This window comes from Nostoc sp., assembly GCF_036919575.1.
In the GTDB taxonomy this organism is placed as follows: Bacteria; Cyanobacteriota; Cyanobacteriia; order Cyanobacteriales; family Nostocaceae; genus Nostoc.
Genome location: NZ_JBALBY010000130.1, coordinates 1 through 23,447 on the forward strand (window position 1 = coordinate 1; position 23,447 = coordinate 23,447).

The window sequence follows — 23,447 nt, forward strand, 5'->3', positions numbered from 1 at the left end:
GCGTAAGCGTCATCGAGAGATTGACGCTTACACCCAACAAATATGGGCTTTATCGTCTTAAGTTGACACCAATGAGCATTGCTGTGCCCCTACGAGAAATCTATATGTATCAGGGTTTGTCTGAAATGGTATCAGTGGTAGTATATATCATTACTGCCATACAAAAACTTTAGCTTCGTATGGCCCCAAGTCAGTTATGATGCCATCATCACCAGCTTCGACATCATAATTGGCTGTCCACTCGTGCCATGTACCAGGGCTAGGAAAGTTAGGAACATGATAGCCAGCTAGGAAGTTTTCTGAGAAATTTGCTATTACGACTACACGAGAACCTTCATCATTCCAACGAGTATAAGCTAATACTTTTGCCTCTGCATTTTCGTGGATAAAATCAATATTTTCGGTGTAGAGGGCATGATTATTTTTACGCAGGTTGGTTAAGCCTTTGTATGAATCAAATAAACTACGATTTAGATCATTACCTAACAGCGTCCAATCGATTTTGGATGATTCAGGTTGTTTCGGTTTATACTCGCCAAACTCCTCTCCCATCCAAATCAAAGGTACGCCAACAGCAGTCATGAGGATGGCTACTCCTAATTTAGCCCGCCTAAAGGCTTCTTCGTCAAAAATCTCACGGTTCCCCAGTTCTACCATGACATGGTTATGGTCATGGTTGGTGAGGTAATTTACTACATTGGTGGCACCCAAGAAGCCTTGGCGCTTGCAGTCAATGACATCTTTTAAACGCTCTAAATCAAATGTATCACCGCAGATATGTTCTAAAATGCAATGATAGAAACTATCATGCCAACAACCATCCATTGGCCCATCTACATTGGTAATGCTGGTAGTTTCAGGAATGTGTTCGGCAACGTTGTAAAAAGGCTTCGTGCCAGCAGTTTTTTTCGCTTCCTGAACAATCCGGTGCATGAAGTCGTAGTTAGCAATTTGCCGCGCCGCATCATAGCGAATACCATCAAGATGATATTCTGATATCCAAAAACGGATTGTATCACCAATAAATTTCCAGGCTGGATTAATATCTAATTTTTCGTCATAATGTTCATAATTAAACTCAGGTCCCCAGTTATTATCAGGGTCACGAGGTTCGTGATGATACCAATAATCGTGGTCAATTTGTGTTAAAGGAGCAGATGCTTCTGAATGGTTATAAATACCGTCAATAATTACACGAATACCTCTGGCATGACACTCATCAATCAATTTTTTCAACTCAGCAGTTGAACCATAACTAGATTCTGTTGCAAAGAAGTGGCGGGGGTTATAACCCCAACTATAATCACCCGGATATTCTTTAAGTGGCATCAACTCAATAGCGTTGATTCCCAGTTCACACAAATAATCTAACTTTTCAACGACGTGTTTGTACTTGCCTCGTGCATAAGGGTCATCCTCGCCACCAGAAAAGTCACCGACATGCAATTCATAAATTACTAATTCGTGGTCAGCAGGTAAAGGTTTATCATCATGTTGCCAAACATAGGTATCAGTAATCCTTTGCCCATCTTTGACCCGGATAACACCATCATCTTTTCCACTTTGTTCATCTATATCAGTTGCATAGGGGTCTGTAACATCAACCCATTGTTCTGGTTCAAAAAACCATGAATTTGACTGGACGCGGAATTTATATTTATAAACGCCGTCTTCTAGTTCAACACTTGTGCGGAAATAACCATCATCACCTTTTTCCATTGGAATTTCTTGCCAATCAGAAAAAGAACCAATTAATGCGGCTCCTTTGTTGTAAGGTGCAAATAAATTAAATTCAATTGGCTTTGCCATAGAAGTATTTCTAATATCAAGGGTTGATAGAATTATTCTCTGATGTTCAATTGAATTTGCAAATCGCTCTAGAGAAAGAATTAGATAACGAGTGCTTCTATCTTCAGGAATAATTTATTAATTATTTATATAATTTCACTATTTTTTTTGATGTTTGACTGTTTACAGCATTTATTAATTGACTAAAATACAGATTTTACCTATAAAACTACTAATTTTAAAATCCTATTACATCTAACTGCAAAAATTAAGTAAATAAATCAATAGCTTTTTATTAAATTCTAATACAGCAGATATTTGGTAAAAATAGGATATTATTTTTTGCCAAATATCTGCTGATAAGATTACTCAATTTTGTCGTTGGTTTGTTGCAGATAACTTAACAACCAATTCGCCGCCGTCGCCCTGCGAGTTTGCCGAGGGCCAAATTCACCAATTTTATAACCTTTGAAACCCAGTTTTTCTTTTAGCATTTGTTTATTTTCCGCAGGAATGGAACGAGTCAACTTGACTGTTGCGGGGCGAGATTCAATGAAATCTGGTGGTTGTGGGTACTCATTCTGCCATTCTGGTGTAACTTGGCTAGTGTCCCATTGTGCAGTTGAGGAATCATAGCGATAGCCTAAATAATGCCATAGCAACTGGTTAACTGTGGCATCATCAAGTTTCTCGTCAAGAATTGCCCAAATTGTTTCTATATTGAGTGGTGGCAGGTTAGACATAAACAATTCAAAATTCCAAGTGGAAAAACTGACTACTGATTAAATTACAGCAGTTTTCAGGTATTTAGACTACGACTGATATGGAGAATGGGGAGTAACGATGTTTATAAATATAATCGGTGGCAAGGAGAAACGACGCGATCAAGAGTGGGATAATAGCGATCGCTAGTCCAAAAATCACAGTAATGACGATGACGAAGACCGTGATTAATTTTGCGAGTTGGAGTTAAAAACAGGTTGTGTATACACAAACTAGGTAGACTGGAAATCGTAAAGATTTGCTTTGAAACAGCGCAATCCCTGGGATTTAAAGGTGTTAATGTGAGTATTAGTGAACGGGTAGAAAAAGCACATCACTGCATCGAAAATCGTAAAGTTTATACTGTTCCAGTCTCAAAACTACCAGCACTTCATGAACAAAACCAATGGGTAGGACTAACGACAGTAGTCATGGTAGTGCGTTCGATTCAGCATTGGAATAAAACTACCGATGAAGTTCAAAAACTCTTCCCTCTGCTAGAATCCACCTGTCAATAGGGTTTGAGACGCGCTAACCCTTCCTGTCAATAGCGTTTGAGACGCGCTAACCGTGTGCCATGTATGAATTGTTCGTAAAGTTATTCAATTAAGTCTTTTTACATAATATGATGTTAAATATTAGATTACTAATCAATGATTTGCATCAGTAATAACACCAAAGTAAGTTAACCAAAAATGGAAAGCCTCTAAACAAGGGATAAAATTGTGAGTAATCGTGTTTTTGCTGTCAGGATAATATCAAGCAATCTCAGTTAATTTTGCGACCGATAAAACTATTAGTTTGCTTCAGATATTGAACAACCTCAATAAAAAGGCATTAGCTGCTGACAATTAACACAAATATTACGATCCAAAAGTAGACTACAGCGCTACTGCCGGGAAAATACTGAGAAAAATCTGCTGTAAGTAAATAGTCTTTATTTATAAAATTTGTATATATTATGACGATGGAATCTTTACGCAAGTTTGAAGAAGTAAATATTCAATATCGTACAACTTTCTTATAAAGGCAGTAATCCAGAACTGGCTGCCAAAATCGTCAATGAAGTTATCGATAGTTAAGTGGGTGCAAAAAAGTAAACAGATTGTGGGTGTCGATGGCGCGTAGCATCATCGTAATTTCTTCCTTAACCTTTGTTTACATAATCTTGCTTATTTATTTCCACCCACTTAAATACTGTTAAATAGCCCATTCCAAGTTGTGTGGAGTAAAATCGAATGCACCGAAGATGTGATCTCAACCGGAAACGTTCAAAACGACGCAAAATCTACTGCTCAATCGATGCTTCCTATTTAGATAGCGTTAGCCAAAAATATCTCTTATTTGCCGATCTCTCGGTTCAGCTCCAACAACGTGGAGTTAGTCGCAAGACTGCTTTATTGTTGCTATCGAACAAGTCCACTGTCCCTCTGAAGGACGAGTGGTTAGAAGCTTTTTGGTGCAAAATATGTAATAAAACTCAATGGTATCATGTTCGCAAAACAGGAAAGGACACGTATGATCTTTCGATCGCACAGCAAGAACTGTGGCAACAGGTACAGGGTGTAGTGAATCCAGATGGTAATCAGTCAGTTAGTGAGTTTACCCGACGGCAGTCGCGGACATTGGGAAGTTCAGCAATAAAAGACTTTAATTTTATTAAATAGTAAACCACAACTGCTCAAAAACTGGTTAGGACAATCAGAAAAATACAAATGGCATATTCAAGGTATTGGGTTGGATTAATTGGCATATTGATGGGAATTGTGGCCGGCCTTCTCATTGGAGTTAACCCTCTCTATGTCGGTCTAATTCTATTTGTTCCTGCATTTATTATCTTCTTTTTCAAAAACTTTGAGCTGACTGTTATTGGGCTTTTAATTGTACGAAGTACGCTTGATCCTTTTTCAGACAAAGGACTGACTGGTGCATTTGCGATTGGAATTTCAGCCTTGACGCTAATCTATGTGATTGTTCGCCTTTTATCCAAACAGACTGTACATATCGACAGTTTCTGGTGCTTTTTTGCAGGATGGTTAGTCGTTCAAGGAATATGGGTTGTTCTGCTTCCTTTAGGTGGCTTAGGATTGGGTAGCGAATATTTGTCAGATGCGGTTCGTGAGTGGGTGCGAATTTTGTCTTGGTTGATGTCTTACCTACTGATACTTCAGTTGAAAGAACGGTTGCATCCGGAGCAAATCGTTAACAGTCTCTTTCTCGCGCTGGTTATCCCACTCTCAACAGCCTTTCTGCAACTTGTCGTTCCTGGTCAGTTTCTGCCATCGTTTCTTGCGGTTAATGCTAATCAGCATGATTTTCGCATTAATGGAACATTAGGTGTAGCAAACACATTTGTAACCTTTTTAATTTTTTTCATCGGCTTAGTTTACTGGAAACTTAGCATTGCCCAAAAACGCCTTCCTTGGTTTCTTTTGCTTGGTATACTCGTGTTTTATTTGGTGACTACTAAGGTATTAGTAGGCATTGGGATGTTGGTAGTTTTGATTGCTACACTGGTCATTCCTCGCCTAAGTTTTGCCAAAACGTTTGGAGGAATTTTATTGCTTGCTGTCATGGTTGGGTTATTTGCGAGTACCGATTTCGGCAGAGAACGCCTAATTTCTATTACACAAACTCCATTGCTCAATCCAGATATTGATGTATCGCGTGCCGTCTTGCTCGCTGCGTCCGATGACAATAGCTTTAATTGGAGAATTGCTCAATGGACTTCACTCGTCGGGCACTGGCAACATTTTCCCCTGCTTGGCTATGGACTCCAAACAACAAATGCTTTTGGACCTATGTTTGCTTGGGCACATAATGATTATGTTCGGGCACTAGTTGAGGAAGGAATTGTAGGTCTGGTTTTATTTCTTTTGTTTTTGGGTGTACAACTACTGCGACTGCTGCAAATTATTCGCTCTCCCTTGAGCGATCCTTCACAAAAACAGTTTTGTTCAGTTTTATTCGCTTTTCTTTTAGCAGCAATGGTTGGAATGCTGACCGAAAACGTCTGGAGTCATACAGCACTTTTCTTCTACTGGTTTTCAATGTTAGCGATCGCTTCTTGGAATTGGAGCAAGTTTCCACTTAGGTCAGATTCAAGCACAGCATTACCTTCAGCGCACTTTCAGTAGAACTTTTACATAAATAGACATCTCCAGAATAGAAAGTTTTCCATCAAATGAAACCAATCTAGTAGCTCACGACGCTGGTGTTCGGGAGCGAAATCGCGGACAATATTCCAAATACCGTCATGGCCATCGCCAATACAGGTCAAGATCGGAGCAAGTGATTGGGTCAAAACCCAATCAATGACAAGACTATTTTCTTGAAATGAGGCAGCAATCGCCTGTTTTTCATGTAAACAGGTAGCTTTATAACCCTTCCAATCACAGGGTTTTCCAATTGGTGTACTGAATGCGGATATTTCCCCCATCCACACTCAATTCCTCTACAGTTGATTCGACTTGTGGTAATTCAAAATTTTGACGATGACCAGAGGCAGCAGCCCTCTCGGAATTCGTTAAGAGCCTGGAGGCTCTTAACGAGGCGACACAAGCCTTTGGGCTTTTCTTAGTGCCATTCGATTATCAGGTCTAATTTATAGCTTTTGTGCTTGCGAGTTTGTAATTGGCAGTTCTCCAATAATACTTTTTATTTTTCATTTGTATCCTCTGCTTTCTCCTGTGGCATTTTCGATAAAAAAAACCTAGTTCTGGCATGACATATTCCTGCATTTGAGCGCGTACTACTGCTTCTATTTTTGCCAATACTGCACCCACCAAACCCACGAATTCAATCTACTATGCTCTGTCACCAGTTTTGCACTTTATTTAATCCTCATTCCTAAGTAACTGACAAAGACTACTAACCCGATGGAATATAAATATCTTTAACAACTTAAGTAAAGATACTGTGAAATGTATGTATCGCCTAACCAGAGATGTTAGATTATGGGAAAGCAAGGCTCATAAGTTAAATCGGGGTAAACACGAAATTATGTAAAGCTAGATAAACAGTATAGATTATATCTACCGAGGAATACTTAGATTCTAATTACCGAAGCTGCGTACAATATAGATGCTCGTTTAAGGTTGTTTCGCACTCGTGAGTCAGAAAAAACCCTAATCAAAGGTATATCTGTTGATGTGTCGCAAAAATAATCAGATTAAAGGTAGATGGCTGAATATTTGAAAAATAGCAGATCATTTCAATTGGATTGCACAAATAGTAAAATAAAAAAATTAGTTTACCAGAGATATTAGGAACTAGCAGGGTTAGAGAGAAAACCAAGCTTTGTTGAAATTGGATTCACAAAGCCTCATTGTTGAAAAATTTATGACAAATTAAGCATATCTTGATGCTTAGGAGTGAGCTTTGATGGTCATTTTGATCTCAGTTTCTCCAACGTAACCTTCAATTTTTGCGTTTTCGCTGAAAAAGGAGGTCGAATGACAGAATTCGTGTAACAAAAATCATTGGTTATTTAAACTTATCTAAACAAGTATTTTGGTGTTTCCAGCACTAGGCAATTGAAAAACTTTAAATAAATTTGGACATGAGAAATACATATGAAAAACGAGAAGAAGTAGTTGCAAAGCAATTGCACATTTACTCGGATCGATGTTATTTGCCTGAGGGGATACAACATATTGCTATGTTGTATCCCTTTTGGGGTAAAAGCGATGAAGTCTCATTGAATCCCATGAGCCGTCGCTACAACACCTACATTGATGTTGCTTCTGATTTATTCAAGCTGACTCAGCTAGAAAACGCTCAAATAGCACTGCTGCCTTTTGATTGGTCAAAATTTACCACTCATCCTGAGTCTCTAAAGATTGTTCAACAAATGTCTCAAGAAACAATGAGCCGAGGTATTCCGCTCGTTGTTTTTTACTTGGACGATGCGACCACATCTGTTGAACTCGACAATGCTTTAGTCTTTCGCACATCTATCAATCGTTCAACTCGTCTGCACAACGAGTCCGTCATTCCCGCTTGGAGTGAAGATTTTGTAGAAAACTACTGTCAGGGAAAAATACCATTGCGGAGCAAGTCTAGTCAGCCAATTGTGGGCTATTGCGGTTATGGCTCACTTGTGCAGTCGAGAAATCAGCTCACAAATCAGCTACGTTTGCAACTTGGCGCAACTCCTAAAGCAGCTGACATTGTATCGAAATTTGGAATTGAACTTGTAAAACACGACTTACCCTGGCTATATGGTTCGCGGATTAGGGAGCAAGCATTGTTCATTCTTTCTAAGAGTCGAGGCTTGCAATGCAACTTTAGAATTCACGATGTGCTTCATCACACCGAAAAACTGACTCTGCCTCAACGTGAGCAATTCGTCGATAACATGCTCAACAGTGACTATATTCTCTGTACTAGAGGCGGCGGCAATTTTTCCTATCGTTTCTACGAGACCCTTAGTTGTGGTCGAATTCCGGTGTTCATCAATACTGACTGCGAACTACCATTTGAGCAGTATATTGATTGGAAGCGTTATTGCATATGGGTTGAAGAAGCAGATTTGCCCTATCTAGGCGATCGCATCCGCGAGTTTCATGCTCGACTAACACCACAACAATTTCAAGACCTTCAAATTGAATGTCGGAAACTCTGGTTAGAGTGGCTTTCCCCCGAAGGCTTTTTCGCTAATTTCCATCGTTACTTTTAGAACATAATCGAACGGCTGTTACAAAACATTTATTATGACACGCATCCATGCTATCTGTTTAGCTAAAAACGAAGGCGACGTGATCGCTGAGACTTTGCAGTTTGCTAGCAACTTCTGCCATAAAATCTACGTTTTTGATACGGGCAGTATAGATAATACTTGGCAGCAAGTTCAAAAGGCTGCTAATGATATCATCATCCCGTTTCGGTATGAAAAGGTGTCTAATTTTCATTTCGGTTTGCGTGCTCAAGTTTTCAATGCAGTGCGCGATAGCTTTGAAATAGGAGATTGGCTGTACATTTTGGATGCTGATGAGTTTTTAGCTGAGAATCCACAAAAGGGTATTTCTATTGCTGAACGAGAAGGAGCCCAGCAGATCAATACTACTCAATACAACTTTCACTTTACGGATGTAGATTGGCAGCACTACCAGCGTGGACTGGACTCGAGAGAATACCCGATTGCTCAAAGGCGGCGATACTATCGCTTCACCAACATCGAGCAACGGTTGTTTCGGATTGATACCGATACAATCTGGCCTGAGTATACGGATGCAGACAATCCAATAGGTTATCTGCGACCGCTTAAAGGAACCAAAAAACCCAAAAAATGCTCCTACCGAATTCCTAATTGTCATTATCAATATCGCGATCCAGAGCAAATTCAACAACGACTGAAGACCATCTGTGCAGCCAGAGAAGTCAATCAACATAATTTCATCCACTATCAATTGCTTGATATGGATCTAAACTGGCAGCGTTATATCGTTCCCAGCCACCAGTTGAACTATTACAACAACGATCGCATCTTCCAGATTCCCCTTGATGAGCGAATTGCCATTTTCAAAGAAAGATTTGGCACCCGCGACTTTTTTCGCTTTGATTTTCTAGCAGGTTGAGGCAACAACAAGATTCTATGTTTACTTGGCTTCGTCAGCAAAAAAATACGCTTGTAACTCGATGGGCATTACGAGGTTGTAGTTCGGTTGGTACTGCGCCAAAATCTTGGGGGATTCCCCTAATCCAAAATGCTGGACAGCTAATCATTGGTGATGACTTCAGTCTCTGGTCACATTTGAGTCGTAGTCAATTGGAGGTTGGTGCTGATGGTGTGTTGCAAATTGGCAATCACGTTTTTATCAACACTGGCACCACGATTTCAGCCAAAGTTGAGGTGATAATTGGCGATCGCGTCCAAATTGCCAATGGCGTATCGATTCTAGACAGCGACTTTCATGGATTAGAAGATCGGCATAGTCCTTCCCCGGCGGAACCGATTCGGATTGAAGACGATGTGTGGATTGCGACAAGAGCGATCGTGCTTAAAGGTGTCACAATTGGACGTGGAGCCGTAGTTGCAGCAGGTGCAGTGGTAACTTGCAATGTCGCGCCCTACACCTTAGTAGGTGGAGTGCCTGCTCGTTTGATTCGCCCTTTACAAAAGCCAGCCTATCAGCCTTTGTCTTTGTAGTCATGCCTAATTTCAGTATTATCATCCCGGTTTACAATGCCAGCGCTTATATTGAGCAGTCTTTGGCTTCAGTTTTTGCTCAAAGCTATGGTGATTTTGAAGTAATTGTTGTTGATGATGGTTCAACCGACGATACGGTTGATCGAGTGCATAAGTTCTCCGATCATCAGTCGCTGCGTTATGTCTATCAAACCAATGCAGGACCTGCAGCGGCTCGCAATACAGGCTTACAACTAGCAAAAGGAGAGTTGATTGCCTTTTTAGATGCAGATGATCTATGGCATCCTCGCAAACTTGAAGCTCATTTTGAGCGAATGCAGATGAATGGCAAAATTGGCTTGAGTTTCAACTGGTTTGAAGTTTTCTATGATCGTCCAGAAGGCGATCGCTTGACGCCTTGGTTTGCACCACCGACTAAATCTACCCTGCAATGGCAAGATTTTCTCATCCGTAACTGGACAGGAACCAGCAGCACAGTTGTAATTCGTGCCGATTGTCTCAAAGGTAGACGGGGTTTTGATGCTCGGTTTCGCACAGGTGAAGATTATCAACTCTGGTTAGAAATTGCTCAAGATGGATGGGAAGTCAGTTTTATTGCTGATGCTCTCACCATTTACCGCAAGCGTCCGAGTAGTCTCACCGTCGATTATCTCCAGATTGCCCTCGATGAACTCTTGGTCATGAAACAAGGCGTTCAAAGTGACAATCCCAGCGCTAAGGCGGCAATCAATCTAGCGATCGCTCGTCGCCAAGTAGATGTGGCTTGGGCTTACTTCCGCTCAGGTAAAAAGCAACTGGCTTGGGAATCGCTCAAACAAGGCTACCGAGCAATTCCGCAATTTATTGTTGAACGTCTGACGCGCAAATGGTTACATCGTCCCCGCAATCCTCTGATTTCTGCCAAAGCGCTATGAATACTGACCTGCCTTTAATTTCTGTTGTTGTCCCGATTTATAACGAGGAACAAGAACTTACTAACCTGCTGGATTCGCTGATGGCGCTCAACTGGCCGTCCGATCGCTTAGAGATTTTGGGCGTTGATAACAATTCAAGCGATCAAAGTTTGAGGATTCTACACACTTATCCAATTACAGTCCTGCAAGAGCCAGTACCTGGTCCCTATGCAGCCCGCAACACAGCTATCCGCCAAGCTAAAGGAGAGTTTATCGCCCTTACCGATGCCGATTGTATTGTCAGTCCTAATTGGTTACTAGAACTTTGGCAAGCATTTGATCAGCCGCAGATCGGTGCTGTCGGCGGTAGTTTAGTACCACGCACGATTACCAACTACATCAATTACTTTGAAGGATGCGTTTTCAAAAGCCCAAATCATAGCCGAGGAACGGCTCGGATTCAGCCCTATGTTGTGACGGCTAATGTTATGTACCGCAAAGCGGTTTTCGATGAACTCGGACTCTTCGATCAAGAAAATTTTTCTGGGCCAGATGTTGAGATGAGTTGGCGGGTAGTGCAATCAGGACACTATACGCTAAAGATTTGCGAAGAAGGTCAGGCAGTCGTGCAGCACTCTTACCGCACACAACTGAAAGATTTTACTTACGTTTTAGAACGAGATGCCTATGGCTGGTTTTTTCTAACTGCAAATCATCCCCAAATGGCTCCAGTTCCACAACCACTAAAGTACTTCATCAAGTTTTTAATTGGTTTAGCCGTTTATCCTTGGACAACGATCGCTCGCGTGATTGTCGCTCCGATTAAGCGATCGCCCAGATGGGAATTACCCCAAGATTTGCTAAGGCTCGCTGTGTTGTGGCATCACTTTGTAGGCACTTGGACAGCAAAGCTTGCTTATCAAGGACGACAACCTCCGCGCTTACTTCGCTAGTTAATCATGTTGTAAGTAGTAGTGCAAAAATATTTATACACTCCGAAGAGCCGCATCGAGCAGATATACGAGATTCCGAAAATTTGACAGTTTAGAAATTAGCGAAATAAGTATCTTATGAATATTGTTATCAGTGTCGTGATTTGCAGTCACAATCCCCAGCCTGCCTATCTCGACCGAGTTCTAGAAGCACTGAAATCCCAGACACTGCCTCAAACACAATGGGAGCTACTGTTGGTTGATAACGCCAGCCAGCAGCCCTTGGCAGATTCCATCGACCTGAGTTGGCATCCTCATGCTAGACACGTTCTTGAACCCCAACTAGGAACTGTATTTGCTCGCTTCCGGGGTTTAAAGGAAAGTCAAGGAGCTATTTCCATCTTTGTGGATGATGACAATGTTTTAGACCCAAATTACTTGCACCATGCGATCAAAATTTCCGAGAATTATTCGCATTTAGGTGTTTGGGGCGGCCAATCAACTGCCGATTTTCAAGGTGGAACACCAGAAGAATGGACTCGTCCGATGTGGCCCTTGTTGGCGATCGCACAGTTCGAGAAAGATGTTTGGTCAAACCTAGATTTAGCCGAAACCATGCCTGTAGGGGCGGGTATGTGTATTCGTAAGCCGGTGGCGCAAAAGTACATTGATTTAGTAAAGTCAGATCCGCGTCGCTTGAGTTTAGGGCAACGCGGTGAATTATTGCTGCGCTGCGAAGATTTTGATATTGCTTTAGCCGCGCTAGATGTGGAGCTAGGATTAGGTCGGTTTTCACGCTTAAAACTCGTCCACATCATGCCGATCGAGCGTCTGAGCGAGGGCTATTTGCTCAAGTTGGTCAAAGGAATCGTTTATTCTAGAGCCATCATGGATTTTTTAAGAAATAGACCGCAAGATCAACTTTCTTGGCGCACAAAAGCCCGCTATTTTCTCACGTCTTGGCTGATGAGTCCACGCGATCGCAGGTTTTTGAAAGCAACCAAACAAGCTCAACACCTGGCGGCGAAGCAAATTCAAAAAATGCAGGTCGATCCAGATGATTCCACTGTGGCTCTACCCGTTTATCAACACGTAAAAATTTAGCGATCGTCAAGGGAGTTACTTTTTCTGGGGCGCGCTTTTGACCTATCCTCAGTTTTGTTTTTCCAAAGATAAACTTTGTTTCATCATTAACAATCTGATTCATTGGGGGCTAGAGCATCAGAGCAATAGTAAGGTCAATAGATTGATTCAACGGATTCGAGATTATCGGTCTAAAAAACAGTTTGAAAAACTTAGTTAACTATTAGGACTTCACGCTCAATTGGGTTGTTATAGCTATGGGAAAGCAAAAAGTTTATGATGCTATCGTCGTTGGTGCAGGAGCCAGTGGTGGTTGGGCTGCGAAACAACTTACTGAAGGAGGAATGCAGGTTTGCTTGCTCGATGCAGGTGAAACACCCCGCCAAAAAGAATGGTTGATTTTCAAGCAAGATATTTTACGTAAGTTGAAATATCGAGGTAAGGTTGATCAGCGATCGCTCTCGCTCCAACGCCAACCGATTCAATCCAAAACGTTTGCTTGGGAATGGAATTATGAAAATTTTGTCGATGATATCGACAATCCTTACACCACCCCAGAGGATAAAGCGTTTATCTGGCTACGCAGCCGACAAGTTGGTGGACGCATGGTTGTTAAAGCTCATGGGCGACAACTTTATCGGCTCTCAGACTACGACTTTAAAGCAGCCAATCACGATGGATATGGAGAAAATTGGCCAATCAGTCATCAAGACCTCGCTCCTTACTATGCTCGCGTCGAACGCTGGGTGGGTGTGCGAGGAACTGTCGAAGGAATTCCCCAACTTCCTGATTCAGTCGTTCTTCCCCATAGAGTATTGAGCGATGGCGAAGAACTTTTCAAAGTTGCTGTCGAAAGTCGATGGAGCGATCGCCGAGTTATTCCTGGGCGCTTTGCACCGCCACCATCTACTGTCCCAATCGCTCAAAAAACCGGGCGACTGAAGCTGCGCTCAAACACTATTGCCAGCCATATCATAGTCGATTCTGATACAGGTAAAGCCAAGGGAGTGGCAGTCATTGATCGTTATACTCACAAGAGTTACGAAATCTATGCCAAAGTCGTGATTCTATGTGCCTCATCGATTGAATCGACGCGTCTACTGCTCAATTCTACAACTCGTGAGCATCCAAACGGGTTAGGCAATTCTTCAGGTGTGCTGGGTCATTATCTGATGGATCATCTTAATTCCATACTAGTCAGAGGCATCATTCCCAACCCAGAATCCTTTGCACGCAACCAGCCGACAGGTGGGTTTTACATTCCCCAGTTTCGCAACATTTGCGATCGACATCCTAACTTTATTCGCGGCTACGGAATACAAGGTTCGGCGGCGCGCGAAGTTCCTGAAGACTCTGATCGAGTCCCCTTCACTATGACTGCTTTTGGCGAAATGCTACCCCGATTTGAAAACTATGTCACACTAGACCGCGATCGCAAAGATGCTTGGGGAATTCCTGTTGCTCATATTTCTTGCGCCTTTTCAGACAACGAAGTTGCAATGGCTCAAGACCAGCTACAAACCCTCAAAGAAATGGCAGAGGCGACTGGGTTTTTAGTGGAATTAGAAAGCCGTACATTAGCTCCTCCTGGCACCGCTTTTCATGAAGTCGGAACGGCCCGTATGGGAAATGACCCGAAAACTTCTGTGCTGAATCGCTTTAATCAAAGCTGGGATATACCGAATTTATTTATTACCGATGGTTCCTGCTTTCCCTCACAAGGCTGCCAGAATCCAACGTTAACGATTATGGCTTTGACAGTTCGTGCTTGCGATTACATTTTAGACCAGTCCCGTCAAGGAAATCTGTAAGTTCCACGGACATATGAAATCTCAAACCTACAATCTACTTGCAGTATCGCCTAGTGAAAAAGTTCCCTGTATTTCGGTGGCAATTTGCACCTATAACCGCGCCGATCGCCTGCAACTTGCCCTAGAAGCCTTATGCCATCAAACCTTAGAAGCATCTCGGTTTGAGATTCTGGTAATAGACAATGCCTCAACGGATAGCACCCACAGCGTGTGCCAAACCTTTGAGACATCTCTGCCCCATTTACGCTATGTTTTTGAGCCGATTCAGGGGTTATCAAAAGCACGCAACACTGCTCTACAGGAAGTGAAGAGTTCTTACATTGCTTTTCTTGATGATGATGCCATTCCTTGTCCTGCTTGGTTGGCTTCGTTACTGCACGCATTTCAAACTGTGCAGCCTGAGCCTGTTTGTGTTGGTGGATTGATCCGCCCACTTTGGGAGTTACCTAAACCGGATTGGGTTCATCCAACGATGGAGAGTCTATTTACGATCCTCGATGGCGGCGATCAGCCTCGCTGGTTCCGCCCCAATGAATTTCCTTGGGGTGCAAACGTAGCTTACCAGCGTGATGCGCTCTTGAAAATCGGCGGCTTTCACGAGAAGCTAGGGCGCAGAGGCAAGAGTCTACTTTCCGGCGAAGAATATTTACTCAATGCGACTCTCCAAAGTCAGGGAGGAGGTTTTTATTACCATCCCGAAGCCGCGATCGATCATTGGATTCCCAAAGAACGCATTGACCCCAACTGGTTAGTGCGGCGCAACTTTTGGCAAGGGCGCTCAGTTGCATTGATCGAAAATATGTTGGGTAAATCGAGAATTCGACAGCAAATCAGTAGTTTGTGGAGACTCCTGCTAGCGTTGCTTGATTCTTGGAAACTTATCAACCCGTTTGAGTCAGCTTTGCAAATCCGTATTCCGCTAAAGATGGAATTATCCCTACGTTGGGGATATTTTGTAGAAACTTGGTTGCGTCCTTCTACTTGAGCGATCGCTGATTGAATTGTGCAGCGTTGATCGTCACGGATGATTTTAACTCATCCCCCGGCTTGAAGCCGGAGGCAAATCAAAGTCATTAGTCATTAGTACCAATGACTAATGACTAATGACTAATGACTAAATCGGTGGGCGGCTATTCCTCCCACCCCTTGAAGGGATGGGATTCCCGCCGATTTTCGTTGACTGCTCACCGACTAACCAACTATTGTCAGTTTAACCATTCACACATTTTAAGAACTTATTGTGAAAAGTAGAAATCTTCGATTGAGTCGCCGCCAAAACCACAAAAAATTCCGCTTAAATTTACCATTGAATTCCGAATGGCAAAGCCTAGAACGCTTGATGCAGATGGGCATGAAAATTCCCCGCCAGCGTCTTTACTTGGGAATGATCGCAATGATCTTAGCTGCATTGCTAGACGGCGTAGGCATCGGTCTAACAATTCCATTTTTGCGGCTGCTGCTCAATGAGGGAAATGACTTTCATCTGCTTGCGGGGATTTTGCCAGGTGTTGGTCTATGGCTCAGTCAACAGTCCAAAGCAACGCTGATCGGAATTTTATTGCTGGCGATGCTAGGGTCGCTGGCCTTAAAAAGCTACTTTAGCTACATGGCTGATGTTTTAACTACCTTTTATCGTGAGAAACTTATTGCTTTATTTAGAAAGCGCCTTTATGAGAAATATATCCATGCACCGATCGCATTCTTTGACAATCAAAAGTTAGGCACATTGTCAAGCACGCTAGGAGAAATGATTAGCATTAACATCATGCTGTCATTTCTGATTTCGTTAATCGCTGCTAGTTTTATTCTAATAGCCTATCTTGGAACTATGCTGCTGGTTTCGTGGCAACTAACACTGCTGATTGTCGTGCTAATTACCAGTGTGGCCTTTGGTTTAAACCAACTGCTGCGTCGAATTAGAAGGTTTGGTAAAGCATTAGTCGATGCGCGACACGATCTCAACATTCGCATTCTCGATACGTTGGCGGGTATCCGCGTTGTCAAGTCTTACGCCACAGAACGCTACGAGTTAGATCGCTTTGAACGTATCTCCGATGAAATTACAGACACTGGCATACTCGTTACTAAGAAAGCCGTACTTGTCGAGCCGTTGACTGAGTTTTCCACTATGGCAGTGGCAATGTTGATTTTAATGCTCAGTTATGTGTTACTGATTTCGCGAGGGTTACTCTCAACCTCAGAACTGATGGCATTCATGCTGACACTGATCAAAATTGTACCAGTCACAAAACGGATTAATAACGCGCGTGGCGCAATTCATCAATATTTGCCTTCGGTGAGTATTGTGTGTGACGCACTGTATTCTCGGCAATCTGAGCCACCCCAGTCTGGCTTACGCAAGTTTTCCCATCTGCGCGAGGGAGTTAAGTTTCGCAAGGTTAGCTTTGGCTACAACGATCGCACAACGATTCTCAAAGATATTGATTTAGACATTCCCTGCGGTAAGACTGTAGCGTTGGTTGGATCGTCTGGATCTGGTAAGTCAACGTTAGTAGCACTTTTACCGCGTTTTTATGATGTGACACGAGGCACGATCTACATTGATGGCGAAGATATTCGCAACTACGATCTCACATCTTTGCGGCAGCGATTCGGCATCGTGAGCCAAGATACCTACATTTTCAATGCGTCGATTCGCGACAATATTGGTTATGGTCTGGAAACGGTCAGTGATGACGTGATCTTCAAGGCGGCTTCTTTAGCCAATGCCGATGAATTCATTCAGCAGCTACCACGTGGTTATGATACCCTAGTTGGCGATCGGGGTGTACAGCTTTCGGGTGGTCAGCGTCAACGTCTCTCGATCGCACGCGCAATTCTGCGAGATCCAGAAATTCTCATTCTTGATGAAGCCACCAGCGCACTGGATTCTCAATCTGAACGGCTCGTGCAAGAAGCGATCGAGCGCTTACGCCAGAATCGAACCGTTATTGTCATTGCCCACCGCTTGTCTACGATCCGCAATGCAGATTGGATCGTTGTTATGAAAAACGGTGAAATTGTTGAGGGAGGAACTCACGATCAATTGCTCAAAACTCGTGGCATTTACTGGTCTTTTCACAACGTGCAATCTCTACCGCTTTCTTCATGAACGGATGCGGCTCGATTAGTTTGGCAAAATCCGCTGTCACGGCTAGCATCACCACGCTCAAATGCCGAAGAAAAATAAAGACAATGTTTTGAAGGTAGCTTGTCAGGTTTAGTAATTTGTTGTGTAATTAATCAATTTTTCTATCAAGAGGTAAAACAAAATGAGTATAGACTACGTATATCGATCTAAAGATGCGTTTCCTTCACTGCCAATACACTTTTTTACAATTGTCCTGAATGGTGAACCCTTTATTCGCTATCATATTGATGTTTTTAAGCAACTTCCCTTCCGATGGCATTGGCACATTGTTGAGGGTGTGGCTGATCTGAAACATGATACTGGTTGGAGTTTAGGATTGGGTGGACATATAACTGATGAAATTCATCGCCAAGGGCGAAGTAATGATGGCACAACAGAGTATTTAGATGAACTGGCACGGTTATATCCTGACAATGTCAAAGTTTACCGCAAGCCAGAAGGAGTTTTTTGGGATGGAAAACGCGAAATGGTAAATGCGCCACTGGCAAATATCAATGAGGAATGTTTGCTGTGGCAAGTGGATGCAGATGAACTATGGACAATTGAGCAGATTTTTAAGGCTCACAAAATGTTTATTGATAACCCTGATAAGACTGCTGCTTTTTACTGGTGTTGGTATTTTGTTGGAGAAAATCTGGTGATTAGTACTCGTAACTGTTATGCTCAGAATCCTCAACAAGAGTGGTTACGAACTTGGAGATATAAACCTGGCTTAGTCTGGGTAGCACACGAACCTCCCAAACTGGCTGAACTATTGCCCAATGGTGAATGGAGGGATCTAGCACTGGTAAACCCTTTTCTACATGAAGAGACGGAAAAACTAAATTTGATCTTTCAACATTTTGCCTATGTAACACCAAAACAACTCTTATTTAAAGAACAATATTATGGTTATAAAAAAGCCGTCTCTCAATGGATGAAACTACAGACAAGAACTTACTTCCCAGTGCGATTATCAAAGTATTTTTCATGGGTTAAAGATGCCACTAAGGTGGATACTGCTAACTCATGCGGTGTAATACCAATTGCACAAAGAGTAGGCAGTAAGGAAGATTGGCGGTTTTTGGAACTAGAAGAGTTAGGCTTGAGAAAGCCTATGAAAGAGGAGAAAATAAACCTTAAAAGCGTAGTTAAATATATGTATATTTTACTCATTACTTTATCCGATGCTTTTATTGATTTTATGAAATTTTTTATCCGTAAATTTAGGCAAGTTTCAACCAGAATATAATTTTATTGATGTGCAATGTCTTGATTTATATTGCTCCTTGCCTATCGAGTCCAGTTCGCAATGCCTGAAAAGCAATTGTGTATCCAGCTAGTAACTACGACCAATCGTCAGACATATTAATCAAATTTACTCAAATGAAGCTCTCACAAATGTAATGAAATTGCAATTTCAGGAGATGATGGTGGAGGTGGAGCCTGCGATATGACTGCCTTCAGAGAATATCAAAAAACTGGCTATAGTCGCATTGTTAATACAGCAGTCATTGTAGATAATTCTCTGTATGACGATAATATTAATATTAATGAATCGAGTGTATTTGAAATGCGTAATGGCATCAAAAATATTTACTGGATTGATGGCAAACCATTTTCTTGAACAAGAGGTTTAATATGCATTTATCTATGAATAAGAGAATGCAAGCTGCGATTTCCTACATTGCGTTGTTTGCTTTAGTCATTCTAGTAAGCAGTTGTTTCACTCGCAACTCGCCCTCGCTCACGGCTAATGCAGCAGATGTCTCCAACCTTGCCTTTAGTAACGAACTCAGTCAGTATCAGCCGCATCTCACAGCTCGCTCACGTACAGTTGAGCAAATCTATGACCAAACTGCAACACCAGGGATTACCCTAGAATCGGGTTACGCCGAGAAGCGCAAAGAAATCATTCGTATGTATCAATCAGTCGGGATTGATATTTCGTTGGATAAAAACGAACTTCGTAAACTTAAGCCTCAGAACTGGTCTAAGCAAACACCCCAACCTTTAGATGGAAGTTATCCTCAGCCTTACTCAATTGATGCTCCTTTTTATCAAAAAATTCCGACTAATTTTCCTCGTGTGCTACTTCCGACTGGTTATGTTCAAAGTGGTCACATCTCAACTTTAGGACCATCTGGTGATGGCTCTGATGAATTTGGCATTGGAGTTGTCATTGGCAGTGCTAGTGATCCAATCCGCACGATTTATTTGGAGCAAGCAAATCAATATGCGAAAATTGGCACTTGTCCCCAGCTCAATCCTTGGACTGGATTAAACGTCAAATGGCATATTCCTGACAGCGCTAATACCAAACTCGGCAGTACTGGCAATGGAGTACCTCGCAATCAATCGGATCGGACAGTGGTTTGGCTCGATCGCGCCACAAACAAAACTGTAGCTACTTGGGGAAGCATCGAAAACTGTCAACCCTTGCTTGGTGACTGGTCGGCAATGCATATTGAACAGCCCGATCAACTCCCAAGTCTAGGAGATGCAGGCGGAGTTAACGCTGCAAATAAATCAGATATCGTAACGCTGATTCGTCCTGGAGAAGCAATTAATCCTCAACAACCAATTCCTCACGCCCTATCGGGTCCGGTTCGCAATGCCTGGAAAGCGATTGTCTATCCAGCTAGTAACTATGACCAATCTATCGACCAAAACAATCGGGGCTTGCTTGGATATGGGTTCTTGGTGCAGCTAGATCCCAATCTCAATTTAGCCAGTTTAAATCTTTCACTCCCCGCCCGGCGCATTTTAGAAGCGATTCAAAGCTACGGTTGGTACATGGATGATACTGGCGTTAGGGACTTTGACATCAAAGGTAACTTCAGTGCAGCAGAGTTCGCTCCCTACGGAGGGGTGAATGCGGTTGATGCTCAAGTGTTATCTGTTCTCAAAAATCAGAAACTCTATGTAGTTCCTCCTCTGGTTAAAAGGTAGGCAGGACTTTGCTCAATTATTTTACATTGCCAATACCTTTGCCAAAATAAGAGCCTACAAAAATTTTGCCAGTTTTGCCAAAATTACCCATACATAAGCGTTTCGCTTAAAAGATAGTTTATCATCTCAAACCCTTATGCTGTGGTCAATACGTTAAAAAAACCTTGTGGGAAACCTTAAAGGAATTTTTAGAACTTATTGTTTTTGCCAAGCCTCTGAGAAAAGGGAGTTAATCAGGGCTATTTCATTCTCATCTAGTCCGCCTCAGAATGAATTCTGAGTCTAATAGCACTCATTCGTCTAAAGACGACTAAGAAAAGGTTCTAGTCCGTTTTAACGGACTTTAGCTAAAAGCCAAAGAACTTCAGTTCTGGGCGGTTTCTGTCTAGAACGAAATAGCCCTGGGAAGTTAATAGTTCAAGCACCATCAACTCACCCTCGTAAATTGGCGTTCGCGTAGCGTGTCCTTTAGGACAAGGTATTGATTGCTAAACATACTTTGATTTATTCTTGTCTACCAACTTAGGCTTAATTTTTTCATGCAGTTTACCCATAAAAAAATGGCAAGAAAAATTGTTATTGCTGGCACAGTTCGCAACGGTGAAAAAGGTTTACATAAAGCATTTAAAACTTTAGATAAAATCTCAGTATTATTCGATCAATGCCAATTTATAATTATTGAGAGTGATTCTAACGATAAAACTATAGAGATGTTAAAGGATTATCAAAGAAAAAATCCAAATATCATGATAATTTCTTTAGGCTCTTTGTTGAATGATTTACCATTAAGGACACATAGAATTGCCTATTGTAGGAATAAGTTTTTAGAAATAATCGAGAGTTGTCATAAGTTAAGAGCCTTTGATTACCTGGGCGTTTTTGATATGGACGGGATTAATAACCTTCTTAGCCCTAAAAGTGTTTTCAGTTGCTTTGAATATGATAATTGGGATGTCATGACTGCAAACCAACTGATAAAGTATTATGATATTTGGGCTTTGAGACATCCACAATGGTGTCCAGGAGATTGCTGGACTGAAATTAACACTTGCAAAGATATCTTTGGATATATTCCTTCTGAAAAGTTATTTATTAAAAGACGGCAAATATTTATTCCTAAAGAGACACCACCTATCGAAGTTGAATCTGCATTTGGTGGATTTGCACTTTATAAGATTAACTCAATTTTAGGTTGTAGATATAGCGGCGGAAATGACAATAATGAAGTTTGTGAACATGTTGAATTTCATAGACAAATTAGAAAAAATGGAGGGAAAATTTATATTAATCCCCAACTAATTAATTCTTATGGAAACACACCATATGATTCCTGGTCAGATTTAATCCGCCCGAGAACTTTAACCTATTTAATGAAGTCAGAGTTAATTAAAATGATCAGATAACGCTCTATAGAAATCAAAACAGTAATCTACTTTAAACAGTTCTATTTGCCTATAGATACTGGCTTTGTTAAGGTAGGCGAAAAAACCATGTTTTTATCCTTCAAAAGTAATATTTAGTTATCACGATACACCATAATAATTCTTCATGTCAGAGACTCATGCGTAGACCTGTTGTAACGGTTTTTTACCAGTTTGACCCGTGGAGCAAGAGCTTAGGTGGTATCCAAACTGTCATTCGTTCTTTCTTCAAGTATGCACCTGACACTTTTGAGGTGCGGCTAGTCGGAACCCAAGTAGAGAAGCGGGTTGAACCCGGAATCTGGCAAAAAATGAATTTGATGGGTCGAAATATTCAGTTCATGCCTTTATTTACACAGCCGAAAGAAAACGGCAAAAGTTTGATTCCAGACTCGATTCGCTACACTGCTGCATTATTTCGTCGTTCCCTCGCGTCGGATTTTATGCACTTTCATCGGCTAGAACCGACGTTAGCAACGCGGCACTGGTCAGGAGACAAAACCTTGTTTATTCACAACGATATTCAACAACAGATCCAAACTTCTACCCAGAAAGGCAGTATCCTTTGGCAGTATTTTCCATCTGCTTATTTTGCGATTGAACGTCAAGTTGTGCCTCAGTTTACCGAAATTTTTTCTTGCAATACTGCTTCGGCAGCCTTTTACAAAGAGCGCTATCCGATGTATGCCGATCGCGTGCAATATCTGCGAAATACGGTTGATGATGATGTGTTCTTTGCACTGTCTGCGACCGAGCGTGTACAAGCTCAACGAGCGATCGCGCGATCGCTTGGTCTTGAAGAGCAGACTCGATTCATTCTGTTTGCGGGTAGACTGCACGCCCAGAAAGATCCTTTGTTACTAATCCAAGCAATGGCAATACTTGCCGATACCAACGCTCACTTACTGATTGCTGGAGAAGGCGATCTGGAAAACCCGATTCGCGCCGAAATTGCCCGCCTCAACTTGAGCGATCGCATCACGATGCTAGGAGCACTACCACACAGCGAATTAGCAAAACTACAACGTGTTGCCAGTGTCTTTGTACTGTCAAGCCTCTATGAAGGCTTACCAGTCGTAGTATTAGAAGCGCTCTCCAGTGGTACACCCATCGTCACAACTCATTGCGGTGAAACGCCCAACTTGCTGACGCCTCAATCTGGCGTAGTTTGCAAGGAGCGAACATCTGAAGCGCTGGCTGCTGCGATCGAGCAAGTGCTTGCCTGCCCGCAAAATTTTCCAGTAGAAGCCTGTACTGATGCGGCTAAACCTTTTCACGCCAGCGCGATCGTCAAAGACGTTTGTGCCAGAATGATGCAGCGTTGGCAGGCACGCCAAGTACACGAACGATTGTCTGCCTAAAACTGCTGATTTAACTCAGGCTTGAATAGCATTGCCTGGCCTTGCTAAATCATGGGATGATTTCGCCAAGTTTGTCACGAATTTTCAATGGTTTCAACCGCAAATTCATCCCGCATTTATGCAAAGCCGCATTGCCTCTATTCAATAGATTTTTTTTTTACTAT

At 42.1% G+C, this 23,447-nt stretch carries 18 protein-coding genes and 3 pseudogenes; 17 read left to right on the plus strand and 4 right to left on the minus strand.

All coding sequences use genetic code 11. The features are described 5' to 3' along the window. Nucleotides 1–150: 150 nt before the first annotated feature. Together V7K27_RS34820 and V7K27_RS34825 are read right to left on the minus strand one after the other, a co-directional pair. Nucleotides 151–1,809 carry an alpha-amylase family glycosyl hydrolase gene (locus V7K27_RS34820; RefSeq protein ID WP_334953389.1) on the minus strand — a complete coding sequence of 553 codons (1,659 nt, stop codon included), beginning with the start codon at nt 1,807–1,809 and terminating at the stop codon, nt 151–153. 344 nt (nt 1,810–2,153) lie between these two features. Continuing rightward, nucleotides 2,154–2,531, minus strand: a complete 378-nt coding sequence (locus V7K27_RS34825; RefSeq protein WP_334953391.1) for a DUF1823 family protein — start codon at nt 2,529–2,531, stop codon at nt 2,154–2,156. A gap of 321 nt (nt 2,532–2,852) precedes the next feature. Here V7K27_RS34825 and V7K27_RS34830 point away from each other — a divergent pair, with 321 nt between their 5' ends. The 3 genes from V7K27_RS34830 (at nt 2,853) to V7K27_RS34840 (ending at nt 5,687) form a co-directional block, all read left to right on the plus strand. Continuing rightward, complete coding sequence (locus V7K27_RS34830) at nt 2,853–3,068, plus strand: hypothetical protein (RefSeq protein WP_334953392.1); 216 nt, start codon at nt 2,853–2,855, stop codon at nt 3,066–3,068. A gap of 720 nt (nt 3,069–3,788) precedes the next feature. Continuing rightward, nucleotides 3,789–4,217 carry a hypothetical protein gene (locus tag V7K27_RS34835; RefSeq protein WP_334953394.1) on the plus strand — a complete coding sequence of 143 codons (429 nt, stop codon included), beginning with the start codon at nt 3,789–3,791 and terminating at the stop codon, nt 4,215–4,217. Between the two features lie 48 nt (nt 4,218–4,265). Further along, a complete protein-coding gene (locus V7K27_RS34840) occupies nt 4,266–5,687 on the plus strand; it encodes an O-antigen ligase family protein (RefSeq protein ID WP_334953395.1) in 1,422 nt (473 codons plus the stop codon). 35 nt (nt 5,688–5,722) lie between these two features. Here V7K27_RS34840 and V7K27_RS36660 read toward each other — a convergent pair. Continuing rightward, nucleotides 5,723–6,047, minus strand: a pseudogene (locus V7K27_RS36660) (ISKra4 family transposase); the annotation flags it as partial. A 110-nt stretch (nt 6,048–6,157) separates the two neighbouring features. Further along, nucleotides 6,158–6,323, minus strand: a pseudogene (locus tag V7K27_RS36665) (ISKra4 family transposase); the annotation flags it as partial. A 788-nt stretch (nt 6,324–7,111) separates the two neighbouring features. Here V7K27_RS36665 and V7K27_RS34850 point away from each other — a divergent pair. The 14 genes and pseudogenes from V7K27_RS34850 (at nt 7,112) to V7K27_RS34915 (ending at nt 23,283) form a co-directional block, all read left to right on the plus strand. After that, entirely contained in the window at nt 7,112–8,230 is a 1,119-nt protein-coding gene (locus tag V7K27_RS34850; protein WP_334953396.1) for an exostosin domain-containing protein, read from the plus strand. Nucleotides 8,231–8,264: 34 nt separating this feature from the next. After that, nucleotides 8,265–9,128, plus strand: a complete 864-nt coding sequence (locus tag V7K27_RS34855) for a glycosyltransferase family 2 protein (protein ID WP_334953397.1) — start codon at nt 8,265–8,267, stop codon at nt 9,126–9,128. A gap of 17 nt (nt 9,129–9,145) precedes the next feature. After that, complete coding sequence (locus V7K27_RS34860; protein WP_334953398.1) at nt 9,146–9,700, plus strand: acyltransferase; 555 nt, start codon at nt 9,146–9,148, stop codon at nt 9,698–9,700. A 2-nt stretch (nt 9,701–9,702) separates the two neighbouring features. Continuing rightward, a complete protein-coding gene (locus tag V7K27_RS34865; protein WP_334953400.1) occupies nt 9,703–10,614 on the plus strand; it encodes a glycosyltransferase family 2 protein in 912 nt (303 codons plus the stop codon). Next, complete coding sequence (locus V7K27_RS34870; RefSeq protein WP_334953402.1) at nt 10,611–11,546, plus strand: glycosyltransferase; 936 nt, start codon at nt 10,611–10,613, stop codon at nt 11,544–11,546. The genes V7K27_RS34865 and V7K27_RS34870 overlap by 4 nt, the downstream gene beginning before the upstream one ends. Before the next feature lie 117 nt (nt 11,547–11,663). Beyond that, nucleotides 11,664–12,629, plus strand: a complete 966-nt coding sequence (locus tag V7K27_RS34875; RefSeq protein ID WP_334953403.1) for a glycosyltransferase — start codon at nt 11,664–11,666, stop codon at nt 12,627–12,629. A gap of 236 nt (nt 12,630–12,865) precedes the next feature. Beyond that, nucleotides 12,866–14,419, plus strand: coding sequence for a GMC family oxidoreductase (locus V7K27_RS34880; RefSeq protein ID WP_334953405.1), 1,554 nt, complete (start codon nt 12,866–12,868; stop codon nt 14,417–14,419). Between the two features lie 13 nt (nt 14,420–14,432). After that, on the plus strand, nt 14,433–15,404 hold the full coding sequence (locus tag V7K27_RS34885; RefSeq protein WP_334953406.1) for a glycosyltransferase: 972 nt from the start codon (nt 14,433–14,435) through the stop codon (nt 15,402–15,404). Between the two features lie 255 nt (nt 15,405–15,659). Next, nucleotides 15,660–17,531, plus strand: a complete 1,872-nt coding sequence (locus V7K27_RS34890; RefSeq protein ID WP_334953407.1) for an ABC transporter ATP-binding protein — start codon at nt 15,660–15,662, stop codon at nt 17,529–17,531. A 205-nt stretch (nt 17,532–17,736) separates the two neighbouring features. After that, nucleotides 17,737–18,651: pseudogene (locus V7K27_RS34895) on the plus strand (glycosyltransferase family 1 protein); the annotation flags it as partial. A 351-nt stretch (nt 18,652–19,002) separates the two neighbouring features. Further along, nucleotides 19,003–19,176, plus strand: a complete 174-nt coding sequence (locus tag V7K27_RS34900) for a hypothetical protein (protein ID WP_334953408.1) — start codon at nt 19,003–19,005, stop codon at nt 19,174–19,176. A gap of 26 nt (nt 19,177–19,202) precedes the next feature. After that, a complete protein-coding gene (locus V7K27_RS34905) occupies nt 19,203–20,501 on the plus strand; it encodes a hypothetical protein (RefSeq protein WP_334953410.1) in 1,299 nt (432 codons plus the stop codon). A 560-nt stretch (nt 20,502–21,061) separates the two neighbouring features. Then, nucleotides 21,062–21,904, plus strand: coding sequence for a hypothetical protein (locus V7K27_RS34910; RefSeq protein ID WP_334953411.1), 843 nt, complete (start codon nt 21,062–21,064; stop codon nt 21,902–21,904). A 158-nt stretch (nt 21,905–22,062) separates the two neighbouring features. Then, nucleotides 22,063–23,283 carry a glycosyltransferase family 4 protein gene (locus V7K27_RS34915; RefSeq protein WP_334953413.1) on the plus strand — a complete coding sequence of 407 codons (1,221 nt, stop codon included), beginning with the start codon at nt 22,063–22,065 and terminating at the stop codon, nt 23,281–23,283. The last annotated feature ends 164 nt before the right edge of the window (nt 23,284–23,447 follow it).

Bases quoted from the DNA above. Each gene is read 5' to 3' on its own strand.
- V7K27_RS34820 (WP_334953389.1), bottom strand. From the start codon at position 1,809: ATGGCAAAGCCAATTGAATTTAATTTATTTGCACCTTACAACAAAGGA.
- V7K27_RS34825 (WP_334953391.1), bottom strand. From the start codon at position 2,531: ATGTCTAACCTGCCACCACTCAATATAGAAACAATTTGGGCAATTCTT.
- V7K27_RS34835 (WP_334953394.1), top strand. From the start codon at position 3,789: ATGCACCGAAGATGTGATCTCAACCGGAAACGTTCAAAACGACGCAAA.
- V7K27_RS34840 (WP_334953395.1), top strand. From the start codon at position 4,266: ATGGCATATTCAAGGTATTGGGTTGGATTAATTGGCATATTGATGGGA.
- V7K27_RS34850 (WP_334953396.1), top strand. From the start codon at position 7,112: ATGAGAAATACATATGAAAAACGAGAAGAAGTAGTTGCAAAGCAATTG.
- V7K27_RS34855 (WP_334953397.1), top strand. From the start codon at position 8,265: ATGACACGCATCCATGCTATCTGTTTAGCTAAAAACGAAGGCGACGTG.
- V7K27_RS34860 (WP_334953398.1), top strand. From the start codon at position 9,146: ATGTTTACTTGGCTTCGTCAGCAAAAAAATACGCTTGTAACTCGATGG.
- V7K27_RS34865 (WP_334953400.1), top strand. From the start codon at position 9,703: ATGCCTAATTTCAGTATTATCATCCCGGTTTACAATGCCAGCGCTTAT.
- V7K27_RS34870 (WP_334953402.1), top strand. From the start codon at position 10,611: ATGAATACTGACCTGCCTTTAATTTCTGTTGTTGTCCCGATTTATAAC.
- V7K27_RS34875 (WP_334953403.1), top strand. From the start codon at position 11,664: ATGAATATTGTTATCAGTGTCGTGATTTGCAGTCACAATCCCCAGCCT.
- V7K27_RS34880 (WP_334953405.1), top strand. From the start codon at position 12,866: ATGGGAAAGCAAAAAGTTTATGATGCTATCGTCGTTGGTGCAGGAGCC.
- V7K27_RS34885 (WP_334953406.1), top strand. From the start codon at position 14,433: ATGAAATCTCAAACCTACAATCTACTTGCAGTATCGCCTAGTGAAAAA.
- V7K27_RS34900 (WP_334953408.1), top strand. From the start codon at position 19,003: ATGACTGCCTTCAGAGAATATCAAAAAACTGGCTATAGTCGCATTGTT.
- V7K27_RS34905 (WP_334953410.1), top strand. From the start codon at position 19,203: ATGAATAAGAGAATGCAAGCTGCGATTTCCTACATTGCGTTGTTTGCT.
- V7K27_RS34910 (WP_334953411.1), top strand. From the start codon at position 21,062: ATGGCAAGAAAAATTGTTATTGCTGGCACAGTTCGCAACGGTGAAAAA.
- V7K27_RS34915 (WP_334953413.1), top strand. From the start codon at position 22,063: ATGCGTAGACCTGTTGTAACGGTTTTTTACCAGTTTGACCCGTGGAGC.